A 25,456-nucleotide genomic window follows, 5' to 3' on the forward strand; every position below is an offset into this window, starting at 1 on the left:
GTCACCGCTCACCTTCCCCGACGTTGCTCTTGGCGTCGATCGGCGCGGGCACCGGGAACGTCGTCACGCCCGTCGATGTCGGCTGGGAGCCGTGGTCGATGACCGTGTCCCCGGTCTCACCCATGTGTTGGGCGGGGTCGTCAAAGTCGCCGCGGCTGTCGCCGTCGACGGGGTCGTCGTTGCGGTCCAGGTGCCGGGTCGGCTCCCCGTCCTCCGGGCGCAGCACGGAGCCGCGGTAGATGGTGCGGTCGTTAGCGGACTCCGCGGCGCGGTCGGTCACCGAGGTCATCGGCCCGGCGAGCACGGTGATGGACAGGGAGGCGAGCACGAGCATCGCGGTGGACAGCAGCATGCCCATGGGCAGGCGCCCGACGTCGTCACGCTCCTCCATTGACACCGTCTCGTTGAAGTCGGACAGGGCCGATGGGCGGGCGACGGCGACATCCCCCTCGGGTGCGTCGGCCCGATCGCGCAGGAACCCCTTGGACCAGACCAGGACCATCACGTAGAGGGTGAGCAGGGAGGTGACCACCGCGCCGGCGATGAGCACCCAGCTGAGCCATGATCCCTCGTTGGCCGCGGCCTCGATCAGCATGATCTTGCCCAAGAAACCGGAGAAGGGCGGGATGCCGCCGAGGTTGAGCGCCGGGATGAAGTAGAGGATGGCGATCACCGGAGCGGTGTAGAGCAGCGAGCCCAGCCGGCGCAGCTGCGAGGTGCCCGCCTGGCGCTCGATCAACCCCACCACCAGGAACAGGGAGGTTTGCACCAGAACGTGGTGCACCGCGTAGAAGATCGCCCCGGACAGCCCCTGGAGGGTTCCCAGCGCAACGCCGAAGACCATGTAGCCGATGTGGCTGACCAGGGTGAAGGAGAGCAGACGCTTGATCTCGTTCTGGGCCAGCGCGCCCATGATGCCCACAATCATGGTTGCCAGCGCCACCCACATCAGCATGGTGTCCAGCGAGCCGTCGGTGAACACAGTGGAGCGCATGCGGATGATGGAGTAGATGCCCACCTTGGTCAGCAGGCCCGCGAACACGGCGGTGACCAGCGAGGCGGCGGTGGGGTAGGAGTCCGGCAGCCAGGCATCGAGGGGGAAGATGGCGGCCTTGATGCCGAAGGCGATGAGCAGGGTGGCGAAGATCGCCGAGCGCGTCCCGGCCGGAATCCCCTCCATCCGCATGCCCGCCTGGGCCATGTTCACCGTGCCCACCGCGGAGTAGACCAGGCCCAGGGCCAGCAGGAACACCAACGAGGACGCCATGGACACCATCACGTAGCTGATGCCCGAGCGCACCCGCCCCGGGGAGGCGCCCAGGGTGAGCAGGATGTAGGAGGCGACCAGGAAGATCTCGAAGCCCACGTAGAGGTTGAACAGGTCGCCGGCGAGGAACGCCACGTTCACACCCATGGACAGCAGCATGTAGGTGGGCAGGAAGACGGCGACCGGGTCGTCCTCGTCGCCGTCGCGAAGCCCCTGCGAAATCCCGTACCACATGACGGCGAAGAGGACGATGGAGGAGACGAGCAGCATGATGGTGGACAGGCGGTCTGCCACGAGCGTGATGCCGATGGGCGCGTCCCACCCGCCGATCTGCACCGTCTGGATGCCGTAGACATCCGCGATGAGCAGCAGCGTCGCGGAGGCGACGGTGAGCGCGAGGAGGGCGAAGAACGCCACCGTGCGCTGCAGCTGCACCCGCTTGCCGGCCACGAGGATGACGGCCGCCGCAACGGCGGGGAAGAGAACCATCAGCGGAATGAGCACGTGCGCGTAGGGCTGGGCCCACGCGGCGTAGGAGACGAGGCTACTGGTCATCGTCGGCCTCCTTGACGGGCTCCTCGAAGCAGCGCGGGCCGAAGTTGTCGCCCGAGGGGTTCATGCGCCCGGTGCGGGGATCGTCGGAGGCGTCGTGGTCCGGTGCGGCCGAGGGGGTGGCCGGGCGCGCTGCGATGGCCTTGTCCTCCTCGTCGCGCTCGATCACGTCCGCGGTGCGGTAGCGGTACTGCCGGTACGCCAGCGCGAGCATGAAGGCGACCATCGCCATGGAAATCACGATGGCGGTGAGGATCATCGCCTGCGCTAGGGGGTCCGCAATGCGGTCGCCGTAGAGCACGCTCTCGCGCCCGCGGATCGGGGGCGAACCCGCCCGCCCCCCGGACTGGAGGATGAGCAGGTTGGCGCCGTTGCCCAGGAGCATGATGCCGATGATCATGCGGGTCATGGCGCGGTCGAGCATGAGGTAGACCCCGCACGCGATGAGCACGCCCGAGCCGATGAGCAGGAAGAGGTTCGCTTCCATCTAGCCATCCTTCCTTTCGCTTGTCGACGCCCCACCTGACGCCGCGGTAACCACGGTGGACCCGGCCCGGGCCTCCGCCTCCCGCTCGGCGGCGCGCTGCCGGCGCTTGCGCGCCTGTTCCTCGCGCCGCCGCTCGTTCTTGGCCTGGAGCTCGCGGGCGCGGCGCCGCGCCCGGTCCTTGCGCACCTGTTCCTCGTAGTCCAGGTGGGCACCGAGGGAGGTGAGCACGTGCATGATCAGGCCGATGACGATGATGTACACCCCAGCGTCGAAGAACAGCGCGGATGTCACGGTGACATGGCCGATGAGCGGCAGATCGGGCTCGACGTAGCCGGAGGTCAAAGGGGGGTAACCGAGCGGCATCGGTGCGACGGCGGCGGCACCGGAGATGAGCAGGCCTGAACCCAGCAGCTTGGCGGGGTCCACCGGCAGCGCCTCCTCGATCTCCCGGCGCCCGCCGGCGAGGTATCGCAGGGCGAGAGCCAGCGCCGCAACGAGGCCGCCGGCGAAACCGCCGCCGGGGGCGTTGTGGCCGCCGAAGAAGAAGTAGAGCGAGAGCATAATCATGGCGGGGAAGAGCAGGCGGGTGGCTACGTCCACCATGATCGAGCGGTTCTGCGCCGTCTCTGAGTCGACGCTTGAGGCGAGCCAGCGCGGCTTGTTGGTCAGAAGCACGGGACGGCGGGATTCGCGGTCGAAGGAGCCGGTGCCGAAGATGAGGCTGGCTACGCCGGTGGCGGCGATGACGAGCACCGAGATCTCGCCGAAGGTGTCAAAGCCGCGCAGGTCCACCAGCAGGACGTTGACGGTGTTGCGGCCGTGGCCGATGTCGTGGGCCAGGTCGGGCATGGCCGTCGAGATGGGCTCGGCGACGCGGGCGGACATGGCGGTCATGGCGACGATGACCACGGAGATGCCGGTGCCGATGGACAGCCACGCGCGCAGACGGTTGTCCTCGCGGCGCGGCTCGAGCTCGGTGGGCATCTTGCGCAGTGCGAGCATGAACACGACCATGGAAATGGTCTCCACCAGCACCTGCGTCAGCGCCAGGTCGGGCGCGCCGTGCAGCGCGAAGAGCAGCGCCTGGGAGTACCCGGTCAGGCCCACCATGATCACGCTGGACAGGCGGTTGCGCTGCACCGTGGTGGCCACGGCGATCAGCGCCATGAACACCACGACCATGCCCTGCAGCGGGCTGTCCCAGACGATCATCCGGATCGAGTTGGAGCGCCCCAGCGCCAGCGCCGCCAGCGGCACGGTCATGAGCACCGTGAAGATCACCGCGAGGTTGATGGCCAGGGAGCCGCGCTGGGTGGAGGCGGTGAGTTTGAGTGACCAGGTGCGCAGGTGCCCGATGATGGTGTCCCACACCGAGTCCGCGTCACCCAGGGCCGGGGTCTCGAACTGCAGCTTGGCCACCAACCCACGCTGCCAGAACATGATCGCGCCGAGGGTGACGATCACCACGGTGAGCAGCAGCGGTACCGTGAACCCGTGCCAGAGCTTCAACGGTGAGCCCTCCACGTCGGGGAAGCGCACGTCGAGGTACTCGCCGAAGGGGCCGGACAGGCGCGCCGGGAAGAGGCCGTAGAGCACGGTCGCGCCCGTCAGAAGGAGCGGGGAGATCCACAGCCTCGGGCTGATACGCTCCATGCCGGCCACCGCCGCGGAGACCACGCCGTCGCCCTTGGTGGCGAAGGCCCCGTGGAGGAAGTACAGCGAGTAGGCCATGGTGAGCACCGAGCCGGCGACGAGACCCACGAGCATCATCTCGCCCGGCATCCCCCGCAGCAGCTCCTCGTGCAGGACCGACTCGAGCGAGGCCTCCTTGGCCACGAAGCCGAACAGCGGCGGGATGCCCGCCATCGACGCCGCGGAGATCACCGCCAGCGCCATGAGCAGCGGCTCGCGCCGCCCCAGCCCGGAGAGCTCGCGGATGTCGCGGGTGCCGGAGGTGTGGTCGATCGCGCCGACGATCATGAACAGCGCGGCCTTGAACAGAGCGTGCGCGAAGGTCAGCGCCAGCCCCGCCAGGGTCGCCTCCCGGGAGCCCACGCCAATCACCGCGGTGATAAAGCCGAGCTGGGAGACGGTGCCGTAGGCGAGGATGAGCTTCAGGTCCTTCTGCTTCAGGGCCATCCAGCCGCCCAGGAGCATGGTGAAGATGCCGGTGCCGATGACCACGATGTGCCAGGTGGTCACGGCCGAGAGATCGGGGGCAAGCCGGGCCACGAGGTAGATGCCGGCCTTGACCATCGCCGCGGCGTGCAGGTAGGCGGAGACCGGGGTGGGCGCGGCCATCGCGCCGGGCAGCCAGAAGTGCCACGGCGCCTGGGCGGATTTGGTCAACGCGCCCAGCATGATGAGCACGATTGCCGCGGAGATCGCCGGGGTGGCGGCGATGTCGGAGAACAGCGGTATCTCGGAGAGGCGCCAGATCCCCGTCTGGCGACCGAGGAGGATGATGCCCACGAGCATGCTCAACCCACCGAATGTGGTCACCAGCAACGCCTGCAGGGCGGAGCGGCGGGCCGAGGCGCGCTCCCCGTAGTAACCCACCAGGAGGTAGGACAGGACGGAGGTGAGCTCCCAGAAGACGTACATGAGCAGGAAGTTGTCCGAGATGACCAGCCCATACATCGCCGCCGCGAAGGCGGTGAGCTCCCCGCCGAAGACGGCGAGGCGCCGCGGGTTGGAGTCGAAGTACCCCCAGCAGTAGAACAGCACGAGCGCGCCCACGCCCAGGATGATCAGGCTGAACAGACCCGCGAGCGCGTCGAGGCGGAGCTCGAAATTCAGGTGGGCGCTGGGCATCCACTCGTAGACGGCGTAAATCTCGCCACCGTCGCTGAATACGCCGCTGTGGAAGAGGCTGGCCATCCAGATGAAGCCGCCGAGAGGCACCAGCGAGAGCAGGACGAAGGCGACCCTGCCGAACCGGCGGATCAGTGGGGGTGCGGCGAAGGTCGCGGCGACAAGCGCGGCCAGCAGCGTCAGCACGTGGTGGGCCCTCCTAGTGCGGTTCTAGTGCATGGGGTGCACGGGTTTCCGGGATGCGACCGAGCACTCTCCGACAACCACCCGCGGGGGCGTGAAAACATCACCACAATAACTTGCGTTTGAGTTATACAAGATAAAAGGCGCGTCCCGTCGTGGCGCGGCCAACTGGGTCGATTCTAGCGTTTGGGCGGGCCTTTGGCGAAGGCCCAACCCCCGGTCCCGGTTACAGGTTGCCGTAAATGCGCTGAGCCCCGGAGGACAGCGCTGCGGCGACCGAGTGGGCGGGGGAGGGCCCGAAGCCGATGGCCCAGGAGGTGCGGGTGTGGTCGACCTGGTGGCAGACCTCGACGCAGGTGACGGTCGCCTCGTAGAGCTCGATCTGGTGGAAGGAGAGCATCTCCACGTAGCGGCCACGCTCGTTGAGGATAGCGCTGACGGCTGCGGCGGGGCCCGTCGCCGTGACCTCGGCGGTGGAGGTGTGCGCCGCCCGGGTCTTGTAAAGCTCCGCGACGGTCGCGGTGTAGCGGTTGTCCAGCCAGGACACCTTGTCGGTGGAGATGATGCCGATGTGCAGCGTCGGCGCGGGGGCGTAGGTGGCCATGAACAACCCCCAGTCCATTCCCTCCGCCTCCTCGCGCAGTGCCCGCGGCAGCTTCGCGTCGATGTCGTAGCGCGCCTGGAGGGGGTCGCGGGTTTCGCGGAAGACCTTGGTGGTGTGGCGCTGGGTGTGTGACTCGTCGTGGAGCGCCGTGCCGAACTGGGACTCGAAGTAGCGGGTAAAGGAGTCGAAATCGGTCAGGGAGGTGGGCTGGGTAGCCATGGTCGAAACATTCCTTCTGTGGCGGGGAGGGTGTGGATGACCGGTCCAAACGAGTTCTGGTTTTGCTTACCGACTACTTCCCCGAGCCACATGAACCGGCTATGTGTGACCGGGGTGCGTAGCCTGAATTACCTGAATTCGGCTAGCGGAGCCGGCTAGCTTGGCTAGCTCTACGCCCCAGAGAAGGATTGCTCGTGTCATGCAGGTCACATTAGCGCGGAAAAAGGTGACCTGCAACACTTCAGTTTCGCTTTTCGACGTTCCCCCTGCTCACCCGGCGGAAATTCTTTCTCACTGAGTGAGCACAACGCTCCCTAGGAGTAGCGCTGCAGGAAGAGCGCCTCGGCCACCGCGATGCGCTCGATCTCGGTCGGGTCCACGGACTCGTCCACCCCGTGGATGCCGCACACCGGCTCCTCCACGCCGTACAGGGCGATCTCCGCGTCCGGGAACTGCTCCTGCAGGGTGGTGGTCAGCGGGATGGAGCCGCCGGATCCCACGACAGCGAGGTCCGAGGTGCCGTACGCCTCGCGCAGGCACTCGCCGAGAAGCTTTGCGACGGGCTTCCCGGCGTCCGTGGCGAAGGGCTGGGCGACCTCGGAGATCGCCACTTCCACCTTGGCGCCCCAGGGTGTGTGGGCGAGGATGTGCTCCTGCATCTTCTCCGCCACGAAGGCGGCGTCCATGCCTGCGGGTACGCGCAGGTTGAACTTGGCCTCGGCGCGGGGGTTGACGGCGTTGACCGCCTCGGCCACCGGGGTGGAGGTGAAGCCGGTCATGGTCACTGCAGGGCGGGCCCAGACCATGTCGGCGGGTTCGTCCTCGACGGTGCCCAGCAGCTGCACGCCCTCGAGGACACCGGCGTCGTCGCGGAAGTCCGCGCGGGAGTAGGGGTCACCCTCCCACTTCTCCAGGCAGTTCACTCCTTCGATGGAGGTGCGGCCGTGTTCGTCGAAAAGCGAGTCCGCAATGCGGACCAGGGCGTGCGCCGCATCCGGGGCGGCCCCGCCGAAGCCGCCGGAGTGAACCGCGCCCTCGAGGGTCTCCACCGAGACCTTCAGCTGGGCCCCGCCGCGCAGCGAGGTGGTCAGGGTGGGAACGCCCACGGCGACGTTGCCGGAGTCGGCGATCATGATCGCGTCCGCGCGGAAGAGCTCCGGGTCGGCCTCGATGAGGCGCACCAGGCCGTCAAGCCCACCGGCCTCCTCGGAGCCCTCCACGACGACCTTGAGGCCCAGGTCGGTTCCGCCCTGCTCCTCGAGAAGGCGCAGCGCCTCCAGGTGCATCGCGACGTTGCCCTTGCAGTCCGCGGCACCGCGGCCGTACCAGCGGCCGCCGCGCTCGGTCAGGGTGAACGGGTCGCTGGTCCACGCCTCCGGGTTGTTGGCGGGCACGACATCATAGTGCGAGTAGAGCAGCACGGTCGGGGCTCCACCGACGGGTTCCTTCACCGCGATGATGGTGTCGGCGTTGTCCACCGTCTCGTGGCGGGTGACCTCCAACCCGCGCTCCTTGAGTGCCGCGGCCACCCAGGCGCAGGCTGCCTCGTGCTGGCTCGCGAGCTCCGGGACCGAGTGCGGGGAGTTGAAGGAGACGAGGGCGGAGAGGTCGGTGAAGATGCGTTCGCGTTGCGGCTGGAGATCAGACATGCCCCCGAAACTACCACCGTGGATGGGGCGGGTTTTATCGGCTCAAATGCATAATCAAAGGTGGCCGGGGTTACAATTTTCGGGTTCATTTCCCTATATATGAGGAAGGCCTCACCATGGCTGAATCGGGATCGGCCGCGGGCTCCACTGCGGCATCGACATCCGCGCCGGGAGATCCGGCATCCCTGCCCAGCACCCGCGAGCTCACGCTGCGCGGCATCATCATCGGTGGTCTGATCACCCTGGTGTTCACCGCCGCCAACGTGTACCTGGGCCTGAAAGTGGGCCTCACCTTTGCCACCTCGATCCCGGCAGCCGTGATCTCGATGGCGATCCTGCGCCGCTTCACCGGGCACAACGTCCGCGAGAACAACATCGTGCAGACGATCGCCTCGGCAGCCGGAACGCTCTCCGCCATCATCTTCGTTCTGCCGGGCCTGGTCATGGTGGGCTACTGGTCCGGGTTCCCGTTCTGGGTCACGTCCCTGGTGTGCATCATGGGCGGCGTGCTCGGCGTGATGTACTCCATCCCGCTGCGCCGCGCACTCGTCACCGGGTCTGATCTCCCCTACCCGGAGGGCGTCGCCGCGGCCGAGGTGCTGCGCGTGGGTGACTCCGACAACGAGACCTCCTCCGCGGCCCACGAGGAAAACGCGAAGGGCCTGCGGATCATCGTGCTCGGCGCGCTGGCCTCCGCGGGGTACTCCCTTCTGGCCGCGATGAAGGCCGTGGCCGGTGAGGTGATGGGGTTCTTCCGCTTCGGCAGCGGCGCGACCATGCTGGGCGGCTCCCTCTCCCTGGCGCTGATCGGCGTGGGTCACCTGGTGGGTCTGACCGTGGGCATCGCCATGCTCGTGGGCGTGTTCATCTCCTTCGTCATCCTCCTTCCCATGCGCACCTCGGGTGACCTCGGTGGGGGAGTGGAGCTGGCGGACATCGTCTCCACCACCTTCTCCTCCGAGATCCGCTTCATCGGCGTGGGCACCATGGCCATCGCGGCGCTGTGGACCCTGGTGAAGATCTCCCGCCCGGTCGTCTCCGGCGTGACGGCCTCCCTGGCGTCGTCACGCAAGCGCCACGACGGTGAGGTCGTCGACATCACCGAGCGCGACATCCCCTTCCCGGTCGTCGCGGGCGTGATCGCCGCGTCAATGCTGCCGATCGGCCTGCTGTTGTGGGATTTCCTCTCGGGGACGGACATCCACCAGCACGCGGTCTCGCTGATCCTCATCTCGGTTGTGTTCATTCTCGTCGTCGGCCTCATCATCGCCTCCGTCTGCGGGTACATGGCCGGCCTGATCGGCGCCTCGAACTCCCCGATCTCGTCCGTGGGCATCATCGCCGTGCTCTCGTGTGCGCTGCTCATCGCGGCCTTCATGTCCGGCTCCGGCGCCAACCCGGCATCGCTCGTGGCCTACACGCTGTTCACTGCGGCGATTGTCTTCGGCATCGCGACCATCTCCAACGACAACCTGCAGGACCTCAAGACCGGCCAGCTGGTCGGCGCCACCCCGTGGAAGCAGCAGGTGGCGCTGATCATCGGCGTCGTCTTCGGCTCCCTGGTCATCCCGCCCATCCTGCAGCTCATGCTCAACGGCTTCGGCTTCCAGGGCATGGAGGGCGCCGGCCCCGACGCCCTGGCCGCGCCCCAGGCCGCGCTCATGTCATCGGTGGCTAACGGTATCTTCTCGAACTCCCTGGACTGGAACCTCATCTTCCTCGGGGCGGGCATCGGTGCCGTGGTCATCCTCATCGACGAGATTCTCACCCGTACCACCGGGAAGTACTCCCTGCCGCCGCTGGCGGTGGGAATGGGGATGTACCTTCCCGTGGCCCTGACCGTGATCATCCCTGTGGGCGGTTTCATCGGATGGTTCTACAACCGTTGGGCCGCCGGGCGCGCCCGCCCCGACTTTGCGAAGCGTATGGGCACCCTGGCGGCGACGGGCCTCATCGTCGGCGAGTCCCTCTTCGGAGTGGTCAACGCCGCGATCATCGGCGCGACCGGTGGCGAGAGCCCGCTGGCGATTTTCTCCGGTGGCACGGGGGCGAACGTCCTCGGGGTCATTGTCTTTGCCGCGCTTATCGCGCTGGTCTACCGGGCCACCGCGTCGCGCGCGGCCGACAACCCCGGGGAGGGCACCGGACCAGCCACCGAGGCGGGCACCGCGGCCTCGTTGCACTCGTAGGTCGGGAGTGCTAAAAATGGTGTCTAGCACTCGAGCCATTTAAGTGCTAACACCTGAACACTTAAGCGGGTGAGGCTGACACCACTCATCAGCCGGGCCGTCGCGGGCGCCTGCTTAGCCGCTGACGATCGCCCAGCCGCTCCCCGCAGGGAGAGGGGCCGGGCGGTGGAGTGTCGTCGCTCAACACAAACTCTCACTAGCTAAGAGGAGCAACAAACTCACATGGCAAAGATGATCGCATTCGACGAGGAAGCGCGCCGCAGCCTGGAGAACGGCCTGAACACCCTCGCCGACGCCGTTAAGGTCACCCTCGGCCCCAAGGGCCGCAACGTCGTTCTGGAGAAGTCCTGGGGTGCCCCGACCATCACCAACGATGGCGTGACCATCGCGAAGGAAATCGAGCTCGAGGACCCCTACGAGAAGATCGGCGCCGAGCTGGTCAAGGAGGTCGCCAAGAAGACCGACGACGTCGCGGGCGACGGCACCACCACCGCCACCGTCCTAGCCCAGGCGCTCGTGCGCGAGGGCCTGCGCAACGTCGCGGCCGGCTCCAACCCGATGGGCATCAAGCGCGGCATCCAGGCCGCCACCGAGAAGGTCTCCTCCTACCTGCTCAACAACGCCAAGGAAGTCGAGACCCAGGAGCAGATCGCCTCCACCGCCGGCATCTCCGCCTCCGACCCGGAGATCGGTGCCAAGATCGCCGAGGCGATGTACGCCGTGGGCAACGGTGCGGTGAACAAGGAGTCCGTTATCACCGTCGAGGAGTCCAACACCTTCGGCGTGGACCTCGAGGTCACCGAGGGCATGCGCTTTGACAAGGGCTTCATCTCCGCCTACTTCGCCACCGACATGGAGCGCGGCGAGGCCGTCCTCGAGGACCCGTACATCCTCCTGGTCTCCGCGAAGATCTCCAACGTCAAGGAGCTCGTCCCGGTTCTCGAGCAGGTCATGCAGTCCGGCAAGCCGCTGCTCATCATCGCCGAGGACGTCGAGGGCGAGGCCCTGTCCACCCTCGTGGTGAACAAGATCCGCGGCACCTTCAAGTCCGTCGCCGTCAAGGCACCGGGCTTCGGCGACCGCCGCAAGGCCATGCTCCAGGACCTCGCCATCCTCACCGGCGGCCAGGTCATTTCCGAGGAGGTCGGCCTCTCCCTCGAGACCGCCGGCCTCGAGCTGCTCGGCCAAGCCCGCAAGGTGGTCATCACCAAGGACGAGACCACCATCGTCCAGGGTGCCGGCGAGCAGGCCCAGATTGACGGCCGCGTCAAGCAGATCCGCGCCGAGATCGAGCACTCCGACTCCGACTACGACCGCGAGAAGCTGCAGGAGCGCCTGGCCAAGCTGGCGGGCGGTGTTGCGGTGATCAAGGTCGGCGCAGCCACCGAGGTGGAGCTCAAGGAGCGCAAGCTGCGCATCGAGGATGCAGTGCGCAACGCCAAGGCTGCCGTCGAGGAGGGCATCGTCGCCGGCGGCGGCGTGGCCCTGCTGCAGGCCGCGAAGGAGCTCGAGGGCGACCTCGGCCTGGAGGGCGACGAGGCCACGGGCGTGAAGATCGTCCGCGAGTCCCTCGCCGCACCGCTGAAGCAGATCGCATTCAACGCCGGCCTTGAGCCCGGTGTCGTGGCCGACAAGGTAGCAAACCTTCCCGACGGCCAGGGCCTCAACGCGGCCACCGGCGAGTACGTCGACATGATGGAGGCGGGTATCAACGACCCGGCCAAGGTCACCCGCTCCGCCCTGCAGAACGCTGCGTCCATCGCCGCGCTCTTCCTCACCACCGAGGCCGTCGTGGCGGACAAGCCCGAGCCGGCCGGCGCTGGCGCGGGCATGGACCCCGAGGCCATGGGCATGATGTAAGCATTCGCTTATCGACGCTCAAAAGGCGCGCACCCCGTCACCGCGGGGCGCGCGCCTTTGTCGTGCGTTGATAGGAAAAGAATGGCGGGCATGGAATTGCGGCAAACTCGTAAAGACAGTGTCTGCGCGTCATTCATTCTGAGGGATGGCATAGCTCATGAAGGCAGCAGGGGTAGTGCCTCCTTCCACATTTCGTCGACTTTTTCCGGGAAAGCGTCCGCCCAGATCGTAATAAACGCTTGAGCCACCGAGTCTGCCGGAAGAAAGTCCAAATCGTCACCCACCTGCGCAAATAGTAGGTGGGGATCCTGGTTAGTGTTAAGCCGTGTGATAATTGACTCTTTAACGCGCTCTTGCGATTCGGTATTTAGCATTAAGCGTTGGGTCAGTTTGCCCAGGACCCGTGCGCCCGTTTCTAAATTAGAAGCAACATCTTCAAAAATCGCCGCCTCGGGGTGTGAATCGCCGGGGCCGAAAACTAGGTCATGGCCTGATCTCTCGCCAAACTGAAGAACTTCTGGTTCAAACCCATCGGCTTCGCGCTGGTCGCCATCGAGAAACCCAATCGCTGGGAAACCAACAGAAGGGTTGTTGCGGTGGAACCGCACGTGATCCCTGACTTGGGCCGCACCACCCATGGCGTAAATTTCAATGGAGCGGCGTTTGATATTGTGCTTAGGAGTCAGAAATCGAAGCGTTAGGTCTGCTAGCAATTCCCCAAATCGATCTTCTGTGAATATTGCGAGCTCGCAATCGACCTCCCCTGTCAAAACGCGCAGGGCCTCGACATCAAGCTTCCCTTGATTCAATTCTCCTCTGAAACATGCCCAAACAGCTATTTCGGGGAGGGGCGCAAGTGCTGCGTTCGAGTGGGTCGTGAAAATCACCTGGCAGGACTTTCGAAGGGCGACATCGATCAGATATTCGACGAGTTTCATGGTTGCGACGGGGTGCAAACCATTCTCGATTTCCTCAATCAGTATCAAACAGTTTGCAGGTGCCGCTTCAATCTGCGTAACGATGCGAATGATGCTGGCCTCGCCAGCTCCAAAATGAAACTCAGAATAGTTTCCACTGGAGTCCCCAGAGTCGCGCAAGGCAAAAATTTCAGTTTTACCCCGATCTGCCCTCACCGATAGGTAATTGCTAGCCGATTTTCCCAGGATGCGCCGTACAGCCTTTACTACTGGGTCACTAAGCTGCGTTTCTGCAATTCCCCTGAATTCGGCTCCGAGGAACTTGTATAAGTCTTTTCGCTCGCTCGCTGGCAAAGTTCGGTTGATGCCGATAATTTGAACCGAACGCTCCAGGGCATCTCGATTCCACTTGGCTTTCAAATAACTCGCCGTTCGAGTCAACATGCTCCCTGGTTTGTCCGATTTTCCCGGAGAATCTAAGACGTTGTACTCAATTTTCCAGTCACGCATCGAGTCATCGTAGGAGCCGCTTTTAGCGAAAAATCGACGAGGCTGCACATCACGGTAAATTAAACCCGCGGCCCCGAGTACCGTGGTCTTTCCGGCCCCGTTTGGGCCGATGAGAGCAGTGACGGGGAAATCGAATCGGATCGATGCACCCTGGAAGCCGCGGATTTTTAAGAGACGCATGCTCTTGAGGTAATTGGCGTATTTCTCTTCGCGAACGCGCCTCTCGAGCTTATGAATCGTGCTAGGACGGATTTCAGATTTGTACTGTTGCACGGTCGGGACACCTTCCAACTATTTATGATTCGCTACAAAACTGTGCGTCAGTTAGTGAAGGCGAACCGGTGTATTGATGAAATCACCGACACTCAATTTCGAAGAGTGATAACGAAAGGCGTTGACCAGAAGTGGCCTTATAGGGACTTTCGTAGATTGAGGACCGAGTGATCACTTGCTCCACTAATCATCTCACACTCAAGACACTTGTTTCAGCCGTTTAGTGCCGAAAGCCACTCGCGCTGCAGCTCGTAACTCTGCGGAACGGTGTCGCTGTGCGTGGCGTCCGCGATCTCGCGGTACTCCACGTCCGCGCCACCCGCGGAGGTCCACCCCTTGATCACGGTCTTGAGGGACTCGCGGTTGATGGTGGTGTCCTGGTCACCCGCCACGATGAAGACAGGACCCTGCGGGTGCATGAGCTCCAGGCGCTGCTCGTCCAGGAGGTCCTGCATCGGTTTGGTGTTGGCCTTGGAGATGAACAGCTCACCGCCGGAGGTGTTGGCCACCTCGTCGCGAAGCTGCGGCAGCGTGAGCTGCTCGGCCTTCTCCACGAGCTCCCTGCCGCGCTCGCTGAGGAAGTCATCGGGGTGGACGCCCTCGAAGGCGTTGAGCGCGCCGGCGATGACGATGGGGAAGAAGCGCACCGCAGTGCCCTTGAGCATGCGGGCGACGTCCACGGGGCGCACTCCCATGATGCGCAGGTTCTTGTTCACCAGCTCGGTGTCACCGGGCGCGATGGCGACGGTGGCAGCCATTCCCTCCGTGGGGTTGTCCGCGGCGGCCAGCGCCGCGTAACCGCCCTGGCTGAACCCGACGTTGACCCACGTCCCGCTCCCGCCGAACTTGTCGCGGGACTCCTCCACGAGGCGGTTGATGGAGGATGCCAGGGACGCCTTGTGCATGTAGGTCGCACCGACTTCCTCGACTCCGAGACCCTCGTAATCGGGCTGCGTGACCACGTAACCCGCGTCCACCCAATGTTGCAGGTACTGCGTCCAGGGGGTGATGTAGCGCTCGATGGAGTCGCCCGAAACGTGCAGTGAGGGAGCGCTGTTGGTGGACAGGCCCGTGGTGCCGTGGGCCCAGCTGAAGATGGCGCCGTCCTCCCGGCGGTGTGCCGGTACGGTAACCAGGCCCGTCATCGGCACCGGGCCGCGCGCTCCCTGGGCGGTGTAGCGGACACGGAATGTGGCGGCACCCCGCGGTGCGGCGGGCACCTCGTCAGTGGACACCTCGGACCATTGGGCCTGCTCTGTCATCGCTCATCCTCCGTGAATTGTCGACGTTTGGGGGTTTAGCCACCCGTACGAATTGTTCCGCGTCACACTCTAGGCTCTGGCTGCCCGGCAAGGGGCCGTTTGACCGGGTGGCACGGAGCCCGTGGTGGGAGTCGGGAGTGGCCAGGCGGCCCTTAGCACCCCCACTTTGGGGGCATATGTTGGGGTGTGCAGGGGCGGACGAGGGTTCAAGAAATCGGGTGGCCGGGAGAAACCATTACGTAGCGGTTGGCGATTTAACGCACTGTTCACCCGTCCATGGTCAACGTCCCAGGTCAGGGCTGCGGGCTCTGCTCGCCCGGTAATGGCGATTTACGCATTTGTAACGTTCGCGTGACGGGATTATGTGAAATCCATGAGCGGAAAGCCTTGACGCTGGCAGGAACTGTGGCACAATGATCCGCGTGACGCTCTCCGGGGTGTCAGACACTGTCAAGTCCGCCAGATTATCTGGCACCTACTCCATAAGGGGAAAACATGGATCTCTCTACCATCAAGATGCACCTCGACAACTTCGTTGACACCTGGCAGGGCTGGGGCAAGATCTTCGACGGCCTCACCTCCTCCGCTTACGGCGAGAACCGCCTGACCGGTGCGATCAAGGCTATCACCAGCATCTTCAGCGCCTCCTCCACCCCGACCAAGTCCTAAACCCCCCACCCTCTTCCAATAAGGAGAAACTCACATGCAGACCCTTTCCGCTCTCGGCTCCTCCGCATTCCAGCTCGGCAACGCCATCACCGATCTGTGGAAGCCGCTGGTTTCCATCGCTGACGGCATCTCCCAGCTGATGGGCATGTTCGTCAAGTAATAAAGCATCGCTTTCCTCCACCCCGTCCGGGGTGGAGTTTTTTTATGGCTGTGTTCTCCGATTGGCCGCAGTATCAGGCGCAAATGTGTGACGTGCTTCTGCCCTTTTGACCGGCGCGCGAACGTTGGCGCACGTATCATCACCTGTATGGCTAGCAACGATGATGACATGCCGATGCTCGACCTCGCCCAGACCGAGGGTTACTGGGTCGACGACTCCGACGAGGACGATCCGGTTCTCCTCCGAGCGGACGGCACACCCATCGAGACGTGGCGCGAGAACTACCCGTACGAGGAGCGCATGAGCCGCGACGAGTACGAGAAGACGAAGCGCGCCCTCCAGATCGAACTGCTGAAGTGGCAGAACTGGACCAAGGACACCGGCCAGCGGCACGTCATCATCTTCGAGGGCCGCGATGCCGCCGGCAAGGGCGGCACGATTAAGCGGTTCAACGAGCACCTCAACCCGCGCGGAGCGCGGACGGTCGCGCTGGAGAAGCCGTCGCCACGCGAAAGCACCTCGTGGTACTTCCAGCGCTACATCCAGCACTTCCCGTCTGCTGGCGAGATCGTTTTCTTTGACCGGTCCTGGTACAACCGCTCCGGCGTCGAGCGTGTCATGGGCTTCTGCACCGAGTCGCAGCACGCGGAGTTCCTCCGCGAGGTGCCCATGCTGGAGAACATGATCCTCGGCTCCGGCATTTCGGTGACCAAGTTCTGGTTCTCCGTGACGCAGAAGGAGCAGCGCACGCGCTTCGCCATCCGCCAGGTGGACCCGGTGCGCCAGTGGAAGCTTTCCCCGATGGACCTGGCCTCCCTGGACAAGTGGGATGACTACACCCGCGCGAAGGAGGAGCAGTTCCGGTACACGGACACCGACGAGTCGCCGTGGATCACCATCAAGTCGAACGACAAGAAGCGCGCCCGCATCAACGCGATGCGCTACATCCTGAGCAAGTTCGAGTACACCAACAAGGACCATGAGGTGGTGGGGGAGCCCGACCCGTTGATCGTCAAGCGCGGCCGCGACCAGATCGGCGATTAAATGTTGGTCACCACAGAGGCGCGCGGTGATGTCGCGGTCCTCACCCTCAACCGCGACGAGAAGCGCAACGCCATCAGCGTCGACCTCGCGCAAGCGCTTATCGACGCCCTCCGGGCCGCGCAGGAGACCTCCCGCTGCGTCCTCCTCACCGGTGCCGGCTCCTGCTTCTCCGCGGGTGCGGACCTCGGCGAGGACAAGCTGGCCGGGGGCTTCTTCGAGGTCTTCGATGAGCTGGTCGGCGCGGTGCGAGGCTGCCCTGTGCCCGTGGTCGCCTACGTCAACGGGCCGGCCATCGGTGCCGGAATGATGGTTTCCATGGCCTGCGACATCCGCGTGGCCCATCCCTCCGCGCGCTTCCGCATCCCGCTGGGTGACATGGCTATCGGGGTCAACGAGTGGACCGTGCGTGCCCTGATTGAGCTCATCGGCGGTTCCCGGGCCCGGGCGATGCTGTTCGGCGGCCTGGAGATGGACGCGGGGGAGGCTGTGTCCGCCGGCTACGCCGTGCGGGGTTCCTCGTTTTCGGACGCCCTGGACGTTGCGCAGCTGCTGTCCTCGAAGGCGCCCCTGACCCTGCGTGACATCAAGATGGAGTTCGCGCCCGATCTCTTCAGCCGGCAGGAGCGCCAGGCGGCTCAGGACGCGGCCTTCGCTTCCGAGGACGTGCGCGAGTCCGCCCGCGCCCGGGCAGAAAAACGCGCCCCGCGCTTCACCGGCAGGTAGCGGCGGGAGCGAGGCGCGTCGGGGGAGGGGCCGTTAAACTGGCTGGACCTGCTGCCCGGTGTGGGGCGCAGCGTGCTGGCCGGCGAGGTGCTCCGGTTGGTGGTGCGACTCGTGGCGGCCCTGCTGTCCGGCGGGGTGGTGGCGCTCCGAGCGGTCGAAGGCCAGCATGACCAGGCCGGTGGCGATCCACAGGCTGAGCACCCACCACGCGCGGGTCGCGCCGCCGCCGGCGAAGTAGGACAGCGACCGGATGAGGTAGCCCGTCGCGCCGATGGGCATGGACTGGCCCAGGGTGGACCAGCCGGCTGGCAGGAACCACGGGCCGGTGGCCAGACCCGACAGGGGGTTGGACACGAAGATGGTGAGCACCGCGCCGATGGGTACACCCGCCGTACCGATCAGCGCCGCGAGGCCGGCGGTGAGCATGGAGGTTGCGGCGATGCCCATGGAGATGCCGAGCCACTCCTCCCACGCGTTGCCTCCGAGGGTGCCGTAGACGTGGTGAAGCATCCACACCGCGATGCCGCCGCCCAGTGCCGCGATGGCGGGCAGGGCGGGGAGCTTCAGCCACTTGTGGCCGCGCAGCAGGAAGGTCGCGCCCGCGGCGGAGATGATGCCGCCGAAGGCGAGGGGCAGGCCGAGGAGGGTCAGGCCCGAGGTTTGCGGGTCGGCTTGGGTGGTGGGGGCGAGGTCGGTGACCTCGACCTGCTGGCCGGCCGCGCGCATCTGCTGTGCCATTCCATTGAGGATCTGCACGTAGGGCGCGCCGTTGCCGGTCGCCGTGTAGATGGTTGAACCCTGCGGGGCCATGACCACGGCGCCGACGACCTCGCGGTCGTGGATCATGCGCTGCGCGTCCCCGTCGCTGTCCGCGCGCACGAAGTCGGGGTGCTTTTCCTGCTGCTCCGCCTGCTGGGTGAGCTGAGTGACAGCCTGGTCCGGGCCCACGATGGCGATGGGTACGCCGGTGGGGCCGGAGTGGAAGGTGGGGGCGAGGAACGCCCACAGCATCAGCCCGATGATGAGGGGGATGCCGAAGGTGATGCCGAGAGCCTTGCCGACGGTCGCCCTGTCCGGCCCCGCCTTCACCGGCTCGGTCGTGGTGGGTTCCGCCTGGGGAGCCGTAACTACTGAGGTGCTCATGTCTGCCTCTGTTTTCTCTGAGTGTGGAACCGTTGCTTCAGTGCCGTACCGACCATGTGGAACACTGTGTTCCGATAGACTAAATGGAGCATAGTGTTTCATTTTTGGGCGTGTCAACCTATCCTGAAGCCATGAGGAAGGATGCCGCCAACAACCGGGCCGCGATCGTGGGGGCGGCACGGGAGCTCATTGCCCGCGACGGCGTGGAGGTGTCGATGCGCGCCATCGCCAAGGAGGCGGGAGTCGGCGTCGCCACGGTGACGCGCCACTTCCCCGACCGGGCCTGCCTGCTGCACGCGGTGGTCGAGCAGGGGCTGGCCAGCGTCGACGAGCTCGTGCAGGCGTCCCTGCCCCGTTTCACCGATAACCCGGAAGATGCCTGGAGGAGCACCATCCACGCCATCGTCGGCCTCTCCCTCCCGATCGTTGCCCAGCAGGTCATGCCCTCCCTCGCGACGGGTCTCGACCCGGAGCTGGTGGTGCGCAAAACCTCCATCCTCGAACGCATCTACCGCCCCTTCCTCGTTAGGGCCGCCGAGCACGGGTTCTGCGCGCCCGATCTCGACGCCGTCCACTTCCACCTCGGCATCATCGCCCTATCGCGGCCCCTGCCGCCACCGGCGGACAAGATTTTTCCGGACGAAATGAGCTGGCTGGTCGACGTCTTCATTGACGGCCTGCGGTAAGAGTCTTTACGGCTTGAGTTGGCCGGGTGCATCTGAAGAAGGCGTGGAGCGGGTTAGAAGGACCATGCCGACTGCGGCATTGTGCACTCATCACCTAGTTCGGACCGCGTTGCATCCATGAGCGTTTGCTGATAATTTCATGCTCAAAATCTCCGTGCTTTGTGCAAAGTCGCGTAAAACGAGCATAAAGTGCTGGGCGCCCTCATTTCAGGTGGCGGAGCCGTTTCGAAAGGTAAAAACCTAATATGCCTGCAGTCTCACCCCGCTCTTGCAATGGAGCGGCTCGAGCAGCATACGCCATGCTCTCCGCACTGATTGTTGCCGTGGTCCTCGTCGTGGCTCCCGCAGCGCCACGCGCCCACGCAGCAACGAGTTCCACCAACTTGGGCGACTGCTCTTTCCGCAAGGGGGCGGGTGCCGTCCGAACCCAAAGGTGGGCCAACGAAATCTGCTGGATAGACGCCTCCGGGCTTACCGCCACGTCTAAAGGAGTCATCAAGAAGATCGGCGGGTACACGCTGACGTTCGACACCGCCGTAGCCACAGACGGAAACCTGGGTACTGCGACCAATCCGAGCTGGGATCAAGCGGCGTTCGGCAAGGTTGGCACGGGTTTCTTCGAGCGGTACCAAAGCTCCACCGTCAACGATGTCCTCCAGTTGACGGCGAAAGGCAGCAACGCCTCCAGCCGCATCACCCTGAACAACGTCACCTTGACCGACCCCAGCGGCAAGGCCGTTCCCGACTTCAGGCTGATGGTCGCGGATGCGGAATCAACGGGCGCCGGTGGGCCGGGAGAGCTCATAAGCGTTGATAATTCGTCGGGCGGGGTAGAGAAGCTGGACCGATTGACACCGTCCGGCTCCCGCGACGCGTGCCCGGGAATGTATGGGGAAGGCAACGAGCCCGGTTCGTGGGCCTATGCCGGAGGACGAAGCCGCGATTTTGTCTGCTACAACCGATCAACCGGCACCTACGGAACCTTTGTTGCCTCGGCACCCATGACCGGAAACAACCCGAGCGTGGAGATTTCCATGGGGACGAACGGTCCCCGCGGTGCGCAAGCTATCGCGCTGGGTATTGGGCTGGGCCGCGTCGCCGCTGGCGCAAATGACCAGTTGGCGACGGTGGATTCGGCCTTCGAAAAAGCCACAGCCGGCACTGCACCCTCTGCCGACTACGCACTGTTTCTCCGTTCGAAGAGCGGCGATGCCCCCCTCAACGTTTCCCCCAACTCTACTGTGCCCGTTGTGAGGCAGTTCGGGGCGGAGGGTGTGCCGCTCGACGCGTTCGTGTTCAAATCGAAATTGAGCACACAACGCCCCGCCGATGCCTTCAACCGGTACAACCCGGTGTGGTCGTGCACTTTGACCACAGCCAGCGGCGATGCATCCACGTTCGCGGTACAGGAAGGATCCGTGCCCGCAGGGTTCACCTTGAATAAGAACCAGGACACCGGAACTTCGGAGCTTGTCGTTTCGGCTCCGGAAAACCGTCAGGTGGACTGCTCCGTCAAATGGCAGTCCCGGTTCCAGCCTGCGAGTTTGGAATTGGGGAAGAATGTGGCGGGAAACGCTGCCGGCTTCCGGGACATGCTCGCCACGAGCTTTGATCTCACATATGCTTGCAAGGATGTCAACAGCGGGGGGATCAACTTCAGCACCGCTTACCCGGATGTCAAACTCACGAACACCGTGCGTGTGGATCGGGGAACGTCCCAGACGGTTTCACTCCCCAAGGGAGCTCAGTGCACGGTGACGGAAAAGACGTCGTCGCCACCGCCGCCTGGAACCAGCCTGGATCTGCAGTGGAACCAGGCGACGCTGCCCGGCACTCCGCCGGCGAGCCCGAACAATGGAACCAACCCGTACCAGGTGACTCTCGGGTCCCAGCAACCCTCCAACGCGGTCGACAAGGCGGCCGCCACCAACCGCTACGACTACCGCTCGGGGACCCTGACGCTCACCAAGGGGATCGTCGGCCCCCCTGTCGATGATGGTTTCAGGATGCCGGAATACCGGTTTGAGCTGTTGTGCCCCGCTACGAACATGCCCAGGCGGGAAGAAGTGATGACCATGTCTGGGGGGACCCAGGGTTCGGTCGTATTCCGTAACGTCCCCGTTGGACAGAGCTGCACTATTCGCCCACTCACCGACCTCACGGATGAGCAGGGTAAGACTTACCGGTTCGTGTCCAGAACTGCGACGTTGAACGGCAATGAAATTCTTCCGGACCGCTCGGCCAACAACGGGTACCCATTCGTTCTCCCCGACGTTCAGGGGGCATCTTCAACGATGCACTTCTCCACCGCATACGCGTACCAGGTGCGGGACATCACCGTCCACAAGAATATCGACGGGCCGGCGGCGAGCAGCAAAGATTTCGACAATCTCTCTTTCACCGTCAATTACAAATGCACCACTCCCGCCCGAAAAGAATTCACGGGGACGGTGGTCCTGACGGGCGATCAGGGTGAAAACGTCATCAAGGACATTCCCGTCGGATCTGACTGCAATATTTGGGAGGAGCCGCAGGGCGACACCGCCAACACCCAGTACAAAGGAACTGTCTTGACCTCAGCGGACGGTTCCGAAAAGGTCACCACCGTCAACAACAGCGAGGGCCAGAAAACGGCCGTCCTCAAGGTGTGGCCGTCTCAGGGCACCCAGAGAAACCTGGTGAACGTCACCAACACGTACGACTACAAGCTGACTCCCGTCACGCTGAAGAAGAATGTGGACAGCCACGTACCCGTCGGCGTGCCCAGCTCCTTCACGTTCCGGTTCGACTGTGGTGTCCGAAACATCGGCAGCCAGGTCGTGCCCCTTACCGGCACCGCGATCGTTCAGGGCGGCCAAACCGTCACCCTGTCCGCGAACGACAACTCGGCAAACGACTCCGGCCGGGCAATGCAGGTGCCCTACGGGAACACCTGTACTTTCCGGGAGGACCAGCCCGCCGTTGGCCCCGGAATTGTGATGTCCTCCGACGCGGCGAACAAGAAGCTGACTGTCGGCGCTTCGTCGTACTCCGTCGAAATGACCAACACGTTCAACGGTGCCGGTAACGGGCTGACTATTTCGCAGTCCTTTGTGGGAGAAACTTCGATCTTCCCCAATCCTGGCGAGATCGCTTATACCCTCACCTGCTCGGCTGCTGCGGCATCCCCCACATTGGCGCGGAACGAAGCTGTGCCGGAGAAAGATCAGAAAGACGGGGATCCTGTTGACGGCGAAGCCAACGCGGAGGCGGTCGGGGCGTTCGCAGCGGCTGCGCCCACCGAACTCAGCCCTCTGAGGATCGCATTGAAGAACGGGGAATCCGTGCACATCGATGCCGACAGTCTGCCCAAAGGCAGTACCTGCGTACTCCAAGAAGAAACGCCGGACAATCTGGTGCGTACAAACTTCAAGGGGGAAACCTACAACATCGATCGTGAGACTACTGTCACGACGAGCGATCCGGAGGGTGTAGGCCTCGGTGCGCCCTTCGTGATCGGCAGCCAGTCCGTCATAAATATCACCGACACCTACAGCTATAAACCTTCATCGATTTCTCTCACCAAGCATGTCGCCATCGATCCGGTTACAGCGGAGTATTTTTCTGATGGCCGAGTGGCATCCAAACGGGAGCGGTTGTTCCCTGTCAAGATGTGGTGCAAGAGTCCCGCTGGGGACGACGAATTCAACATCTCTACGTCGGTCAAAGACGGCCAGGTGATCGAGCAGCAGAACATTGTTCCCGAGGGGTCAGTGTGCGGGGCAAACGAAGGATCCACCACCACCTCGACCGGCGTTTCCCTGGCGACGTCCGTGAAAGTGGATATGAACAACGGGCAGGCTATCGCGAAAGATGGCCCAGGCATTGAGTTCACAGCCTTCGAGGGCAATGACACCATCACTTTCACCAACCTCTACACCCGCCAGGTAGCGGACGTCTCGATGGAGAAGAAGGCATTCTTCCCCGGAAATATCCGCCAGGAGTACGGTTCGCAGGAGGATCTCCAGCAGATTCTGAACACGCACACGTTCCAAATGTCGTGCTTCGACCCTGGATACGAGGGAGAGGGGCCGATCTTCACCGCGACCAGCTACATCAAGGGTGAAGGCCGAACGACATTCCCGGGTGTGCCTGAGGGGGTCACCTGCAAAATCACCGGAGACCACTTCGGATCCCTTCAACTCCAGCCCCGGAAGAATGCTGCTGGACAAGATTTGACCGCGTACATCAAACCAGCGTATGTCGACTGGGTGACTGATCCCGCCGGCGGCGACGCACAGGAGAACCTTTCGGACGACACAACCACGTCACCCGACTTCACCGTGAACGACCCGACGGCGAGCCCGAATCAGATTGCGCTCACGAACCACTACGAATACCAAATGGCGCCCGTAACCCTGCGGAAGACGGTCGCGGGCAATGACGCTGACCTGAAGTTGCTTTCCAAGGACACCCAATTCCATTTCGCCACCAAGTGCGAGGTGATCGGGTACCAGACAAACACGCTCGGTGGCGGGAACGAGACTATTCCGACGTCGCTAGGCGTACATGATCTGTCGTCCGGCAGGACCTTTGTTTCTGGAAGCGCCATGGTTCCCGCCGGGTCACTGTGCACGTTCACCGAGCTCTCACCTTCGGGCGTGCCGGAGGAGCTGGGGATGACCATCGAGGCAGGATCGAACGAGGATCCAGATAGTTCAGTGCGGAAGCCGAACGTGGCGGTGGGTCGCGCGCCCGCGCCCGAAGCTGCCCAGCCGACGGAGTTCGCTTTCGTTGACACATTCAAGCGCCAGGACCGCACTGTCCGCGTTGTCATGAGACAGGGCGGCTACCTGGCAGGAGCGGACGCTTCCGGCTACTCCGCCACCTTCACCTGCGACGGCTCGCCGCAAACCCTGACGGTTCCCCTGAGCGATGTCGCAACCGGGCAGTTGCCCACGAACGGTGCACCTGTCGCCGGCGGGTGGAATGCGCAGCTGCCGGCTGGCGCGAAGTGCCAGGTGAGCTTCGACGGCAGCCCCGCGCTCAACCCCCGGGGCCAGATTGAAGTGGTTGACGGGAATCGGCGACCTTACATGCGGTACGCCTCGTGGACGGATGGGCAGTACTCCGGTGCTGACCGGCAACTGCTGAACACCCCGTTCAAGGACGTCAAGAAGACAGCGTCGATGTACACGTACTCCTTCACTGTCCCCTCGAGCGCAGCCACGGAATTCGTCCTCGGTGCCGAATTCTTCCATCCGCGGGCAAAATACGATGTTGCATTCCGCAAGCTCTCCAAGGGATCGGAAGGCGAGGGTAAGAGATTCGAATTCAGCGCCGCCTGCGGTGAATCTAACGGCGATGGCACTTTCGCTCTGAAAGACGGGGAAACCCGAATGATCAAGCAGGTGCCCGTCGACAGCACGTGCACCATCGCGGAGACTACCGATGGCAACGACGAGGTCAACTCCGTTCTGTCCGCGCAAGCGGATGACGACGGCTCGCTTCTGGGAAACATCGGAACGAACAACCAGCCGTCCGCCGAGCAGGGGACTGAATCGACGAGAGAGGTCTCTTTCGTGGTGAACCCCACGTCCGGGGCGGACACCGCCACCAGCGGTTCGAGGTGGGCTCTGACCGCCACCAACAGTTTCCCCGGAATGAAGGTGGAGAAGCGAATACCAGGCGCGCCTATCAGCGCGGTGACCGGCGCGGTGGCGGACCGGGCACTTCTGGGAGAAAAAGCGGCCTCCTTCGACATTTCCTACACGGTGTCCAACTCAGGAGTGATGGACATACGTGAGATCCAGCTGAAGGAACCCACTTTGGCGGGCCGGACAGTAACCTCGACAACCGGAAAGACGTATGTCGTTGGGAGCGACGGAGTGATCCCGTCCGACGTTTGCATCGGCCTGTCGGGGACACTGGCACCGGAAGCCACAACCTCCTGCACCATCACGGTTGATATTTCCCAGGAACCCACGGACAAGAATTTCAGTTATTTCGGTGCAGTGGAGGTGTCGGGCAAGGTTGACAATCAGACGATTGCCGCGACGGATAGCTTCGGCGTTCTCCGGCTCTCCGGAGTGCTCGGTGCCCTGCTGCCCGCTACGGGTGCCCAGACCCTGGTCTGGTTGCTGGTGTTGGGCCTGCTGGTGTTCGGTTACGGTGCCTACCGCGTGCTGCGCCGCAACGACGATGAAGATGCAGTGGAAGACAGGGGGCACTATGGGACCGATTAAGACCCGAAAGCACCTGTGCTG

Annotated in this window: 16 protein-coding genes; 8 read left to right on the forward strand and 8 right to left on the reverse strand. The window is 64.0% G+C overall.

Features of this window, described 5'->3' with window-relative positions:
• Position 1: 1 nt before the first annotated feature.
• The 5 genes from B3611_RS05110 to B3611_RS05130 form a co-directional block, all read right to left on the reverse strand.
• The gene (locus B3611_RS05110; protein WP_291314003.1) at positions 2-1,822 is read right to left on the reverse strand and encodes a Na+/H+ antiporter subunit D; all 1,821 of its coding nucleotides are present in this window, start codon (positions 1,820-1,822) and stop codon (positions 2-4) included.
• The gene (locus B3611_RS05115; RefSeq protein ID WP_291314004.1) at positions 1,812-2,306 is read right to left on the reverse strand and encodes a Na(+)/H(+) antiporter subunit C; all 495 of its coding nucleotides are present in this window, start codon (positions 2,304-2,306) and stop codon (positions 1,812-1,814) included. The genes B3611_RS05110 and B3611_RS05115 overlap by 11 nt, the downstream gene beginning before the upstream one ends.
• The gene (locus B3611_RS05120) at positions 2,307-5,306 is read right to left on the reverse strand and encodes a Na+/H+ antiporter subunit A (RefSeq protein ID WP_291314005.1); all 3,000 of its coding nucleotides are present in this window, start codon (positions 5,304-5,306) and stop codon (positions 2,307-2,309) included.
• A gap of 223 nt (positions 5,307-5,529) precedes the next feature.
• A complete protein-coding gene (locus B3611_RS05125) occupies positions 5,530-6,126 on the reverse strand; it encodes an acetyl-CoA acetyltransferase (RefSeq protein WP_291314006.1) in 597 nt (198 codons plus the stop codon).
• A gap of 314 nt (positions 6,127-6,440) precedes the next feature.
• Positions 6,441-7,775: a dipeptidase gene (locus B3611_RS05130; protein ID WP_291314007.1), complete on the reverse strand. Its 1,335-nt coding sequence runs from the start codon at positions 7,773-7,775 to the stop codon at positions 6,441-6,443.
• Positions 7,776-7,891: 116 nt separating this feature from the next.
• On the opposite strand from B3611_RS05130, the gene B3611_RS05135 reads away from it, so the two are divergent.
• Together B3611_RS05135 and groL are read left to right on the forward strand one after the other, a co-directional pair.
• Positions 7,892-9,964, forward strand: coding sequence for an OPT family oligopeptide transporter (locus tag B3611_RS05135; RefSeq protein WP_291314008.1), 2,073 nt, complete (start codon positions 7,892-7,894; stop codon positions 9,962-9,964).
• A 222-nt stretch (positions 9,965-10,186) separates the two neighbouring features.
• Positions 10,187-11,824 carry a chaperonin GroEL gene (groL, locus tag B3611_RS05140; protein WP_291314009.1) on the forward strand — a complete coding sequence of 546 codons (1,638 nt, stop codon included), beginning with the start codon at positions 10,187-10,189 and terminating at the stop codon, positions 11,822-11,824.
• A gap of 155 nt (positions 11,825-11,979) precedes the next feature.
• Here the strand turns inward: groL and B3611_RS05145 are convergent, their stop codons facing one another.
• Both B3611_RS05145 and B3611_RS05150 read right to left on the reverse strand, forming a co-directional pair.
• Complete coding sequence (locus B3611_RS05145; protein WP_291314010.1) at positions 11,980-13,524, reverse strand: ATP-dependent nuclease; 1,545 nt, start codon at positions 13,522-13,524, stop codon at positions 11,980-11,982.
• A gap of 212 nt (positions 13,525-13,736) precedes the next feature.
• Positions 13,737-14,786 (reverse strand): alpha/beta hydrolase, encoded by a 1,050-nt coding sequence (locus tag B3611_RS05150; RefSeq protein WP_291314011.1) that lies wholly within the window; start codon positions 14,784-14,786, stop codon positions 13,737-13,739.
• A gap of 495 nt (positions 14,787-15,281) precedes the next feature.
• Between B3611_RS05150 and B3611_RS05155 the strand changes: the two genes are divergently transcribed.
• From B3611_RS05155 to B3611_RS05170, 4 genes are all read left to right on the forward strand, one after another.
• A complete protein-coding gene (locus B3611_RS05155; RefSeq protein WP_291314012.1) occupies positions 15,282-15,455 on the forward strand; it encodes a hypothetical protein in 174 nt (57 codons plus the stop codon).
• Between the two features lie 34 nt (positions 15,456-15,489).
• A complete protein-coding gene (locus tag B3611_RS05160) occupies positions 15,490-15,615 on the forward strand; it encodes a hypothetical protein (RefSeq protein ID WP_291314013.1) in 126 nt (41 codons plus the stop codon).
• A gap of 147 nt (positions 15,616-15,762) precedes the next feature.
• Positions 15,763-16,659: a polyphosphate kinase 2 gene (gene ppk2 / locus B3611_RS05165; protein ID WP_291314014.1), complete on the forward strand. Its 897-nt coding sequence runs from the start codon at positions 15,763-15,765 to the stop codon at positions 16,657-16,659.
• Positions 16,660-17,382, forward strand: a complete 723-nt coding sequence (locus B3611_RS05170; protein ID WP_291314015.1) for an enoyl-CoA hydratase-related protein — start codon at positions 16,660-16,662, stop codon at positions 17,380-17,382.
• Positions 17,383-17,415: 33 nt separating this feature from the next.
• On the opposite strand, the gene B3611_RS05175 is transcribed toward B3611_RS05170, so the two are convergent.
• On the reverse strand, positions 17,416-18,525 hold the full coding sequence (locus B3611_RS05175; protein WP_291314016.1) for an ABC transporter permease: 1,110 nt from the start codon (positions 18,523-18,525) through the stop codon (positions 17,416-17,418).
• Positions 18,526-18,656: 131 nt separating this feature from the next.
• Here B3611_RS05175 and B3611_RS05180 point away from each other — a divergent pair, with 131 nt between their 5' ends.
• Entirely contained in the window at positions 18,657-19,211 is a 555-nt protein-coding gene (locus tag B3611_RS05180) for a TetR/AcrR family transcriptional regulator (protein WP_291314017.1), read from the forward strand.
• Between the two features lie 299 nt (positions 19,212-19,510).
• Entirely contained in the window at positions 19,511-25,435 is a 5,925-nt protein-coding gene (locus B3611_RS05185) for a CshA/CshB family fibrillar adhesin-related protein (protein ID WP_291314018.1), read from the forward strand.
• Positions 25,436-25,456 lie beyond the last annotated feature (21 nt).

This window comes from Corynebacterium sp. UBA2622 (genome assembly GCF_002339505.1).
Lineage (GTDB): Bacteria > Actinomycetota > Actinomycetes > Mycobacteriales > Mycobacteriaceae > Corynebacterium.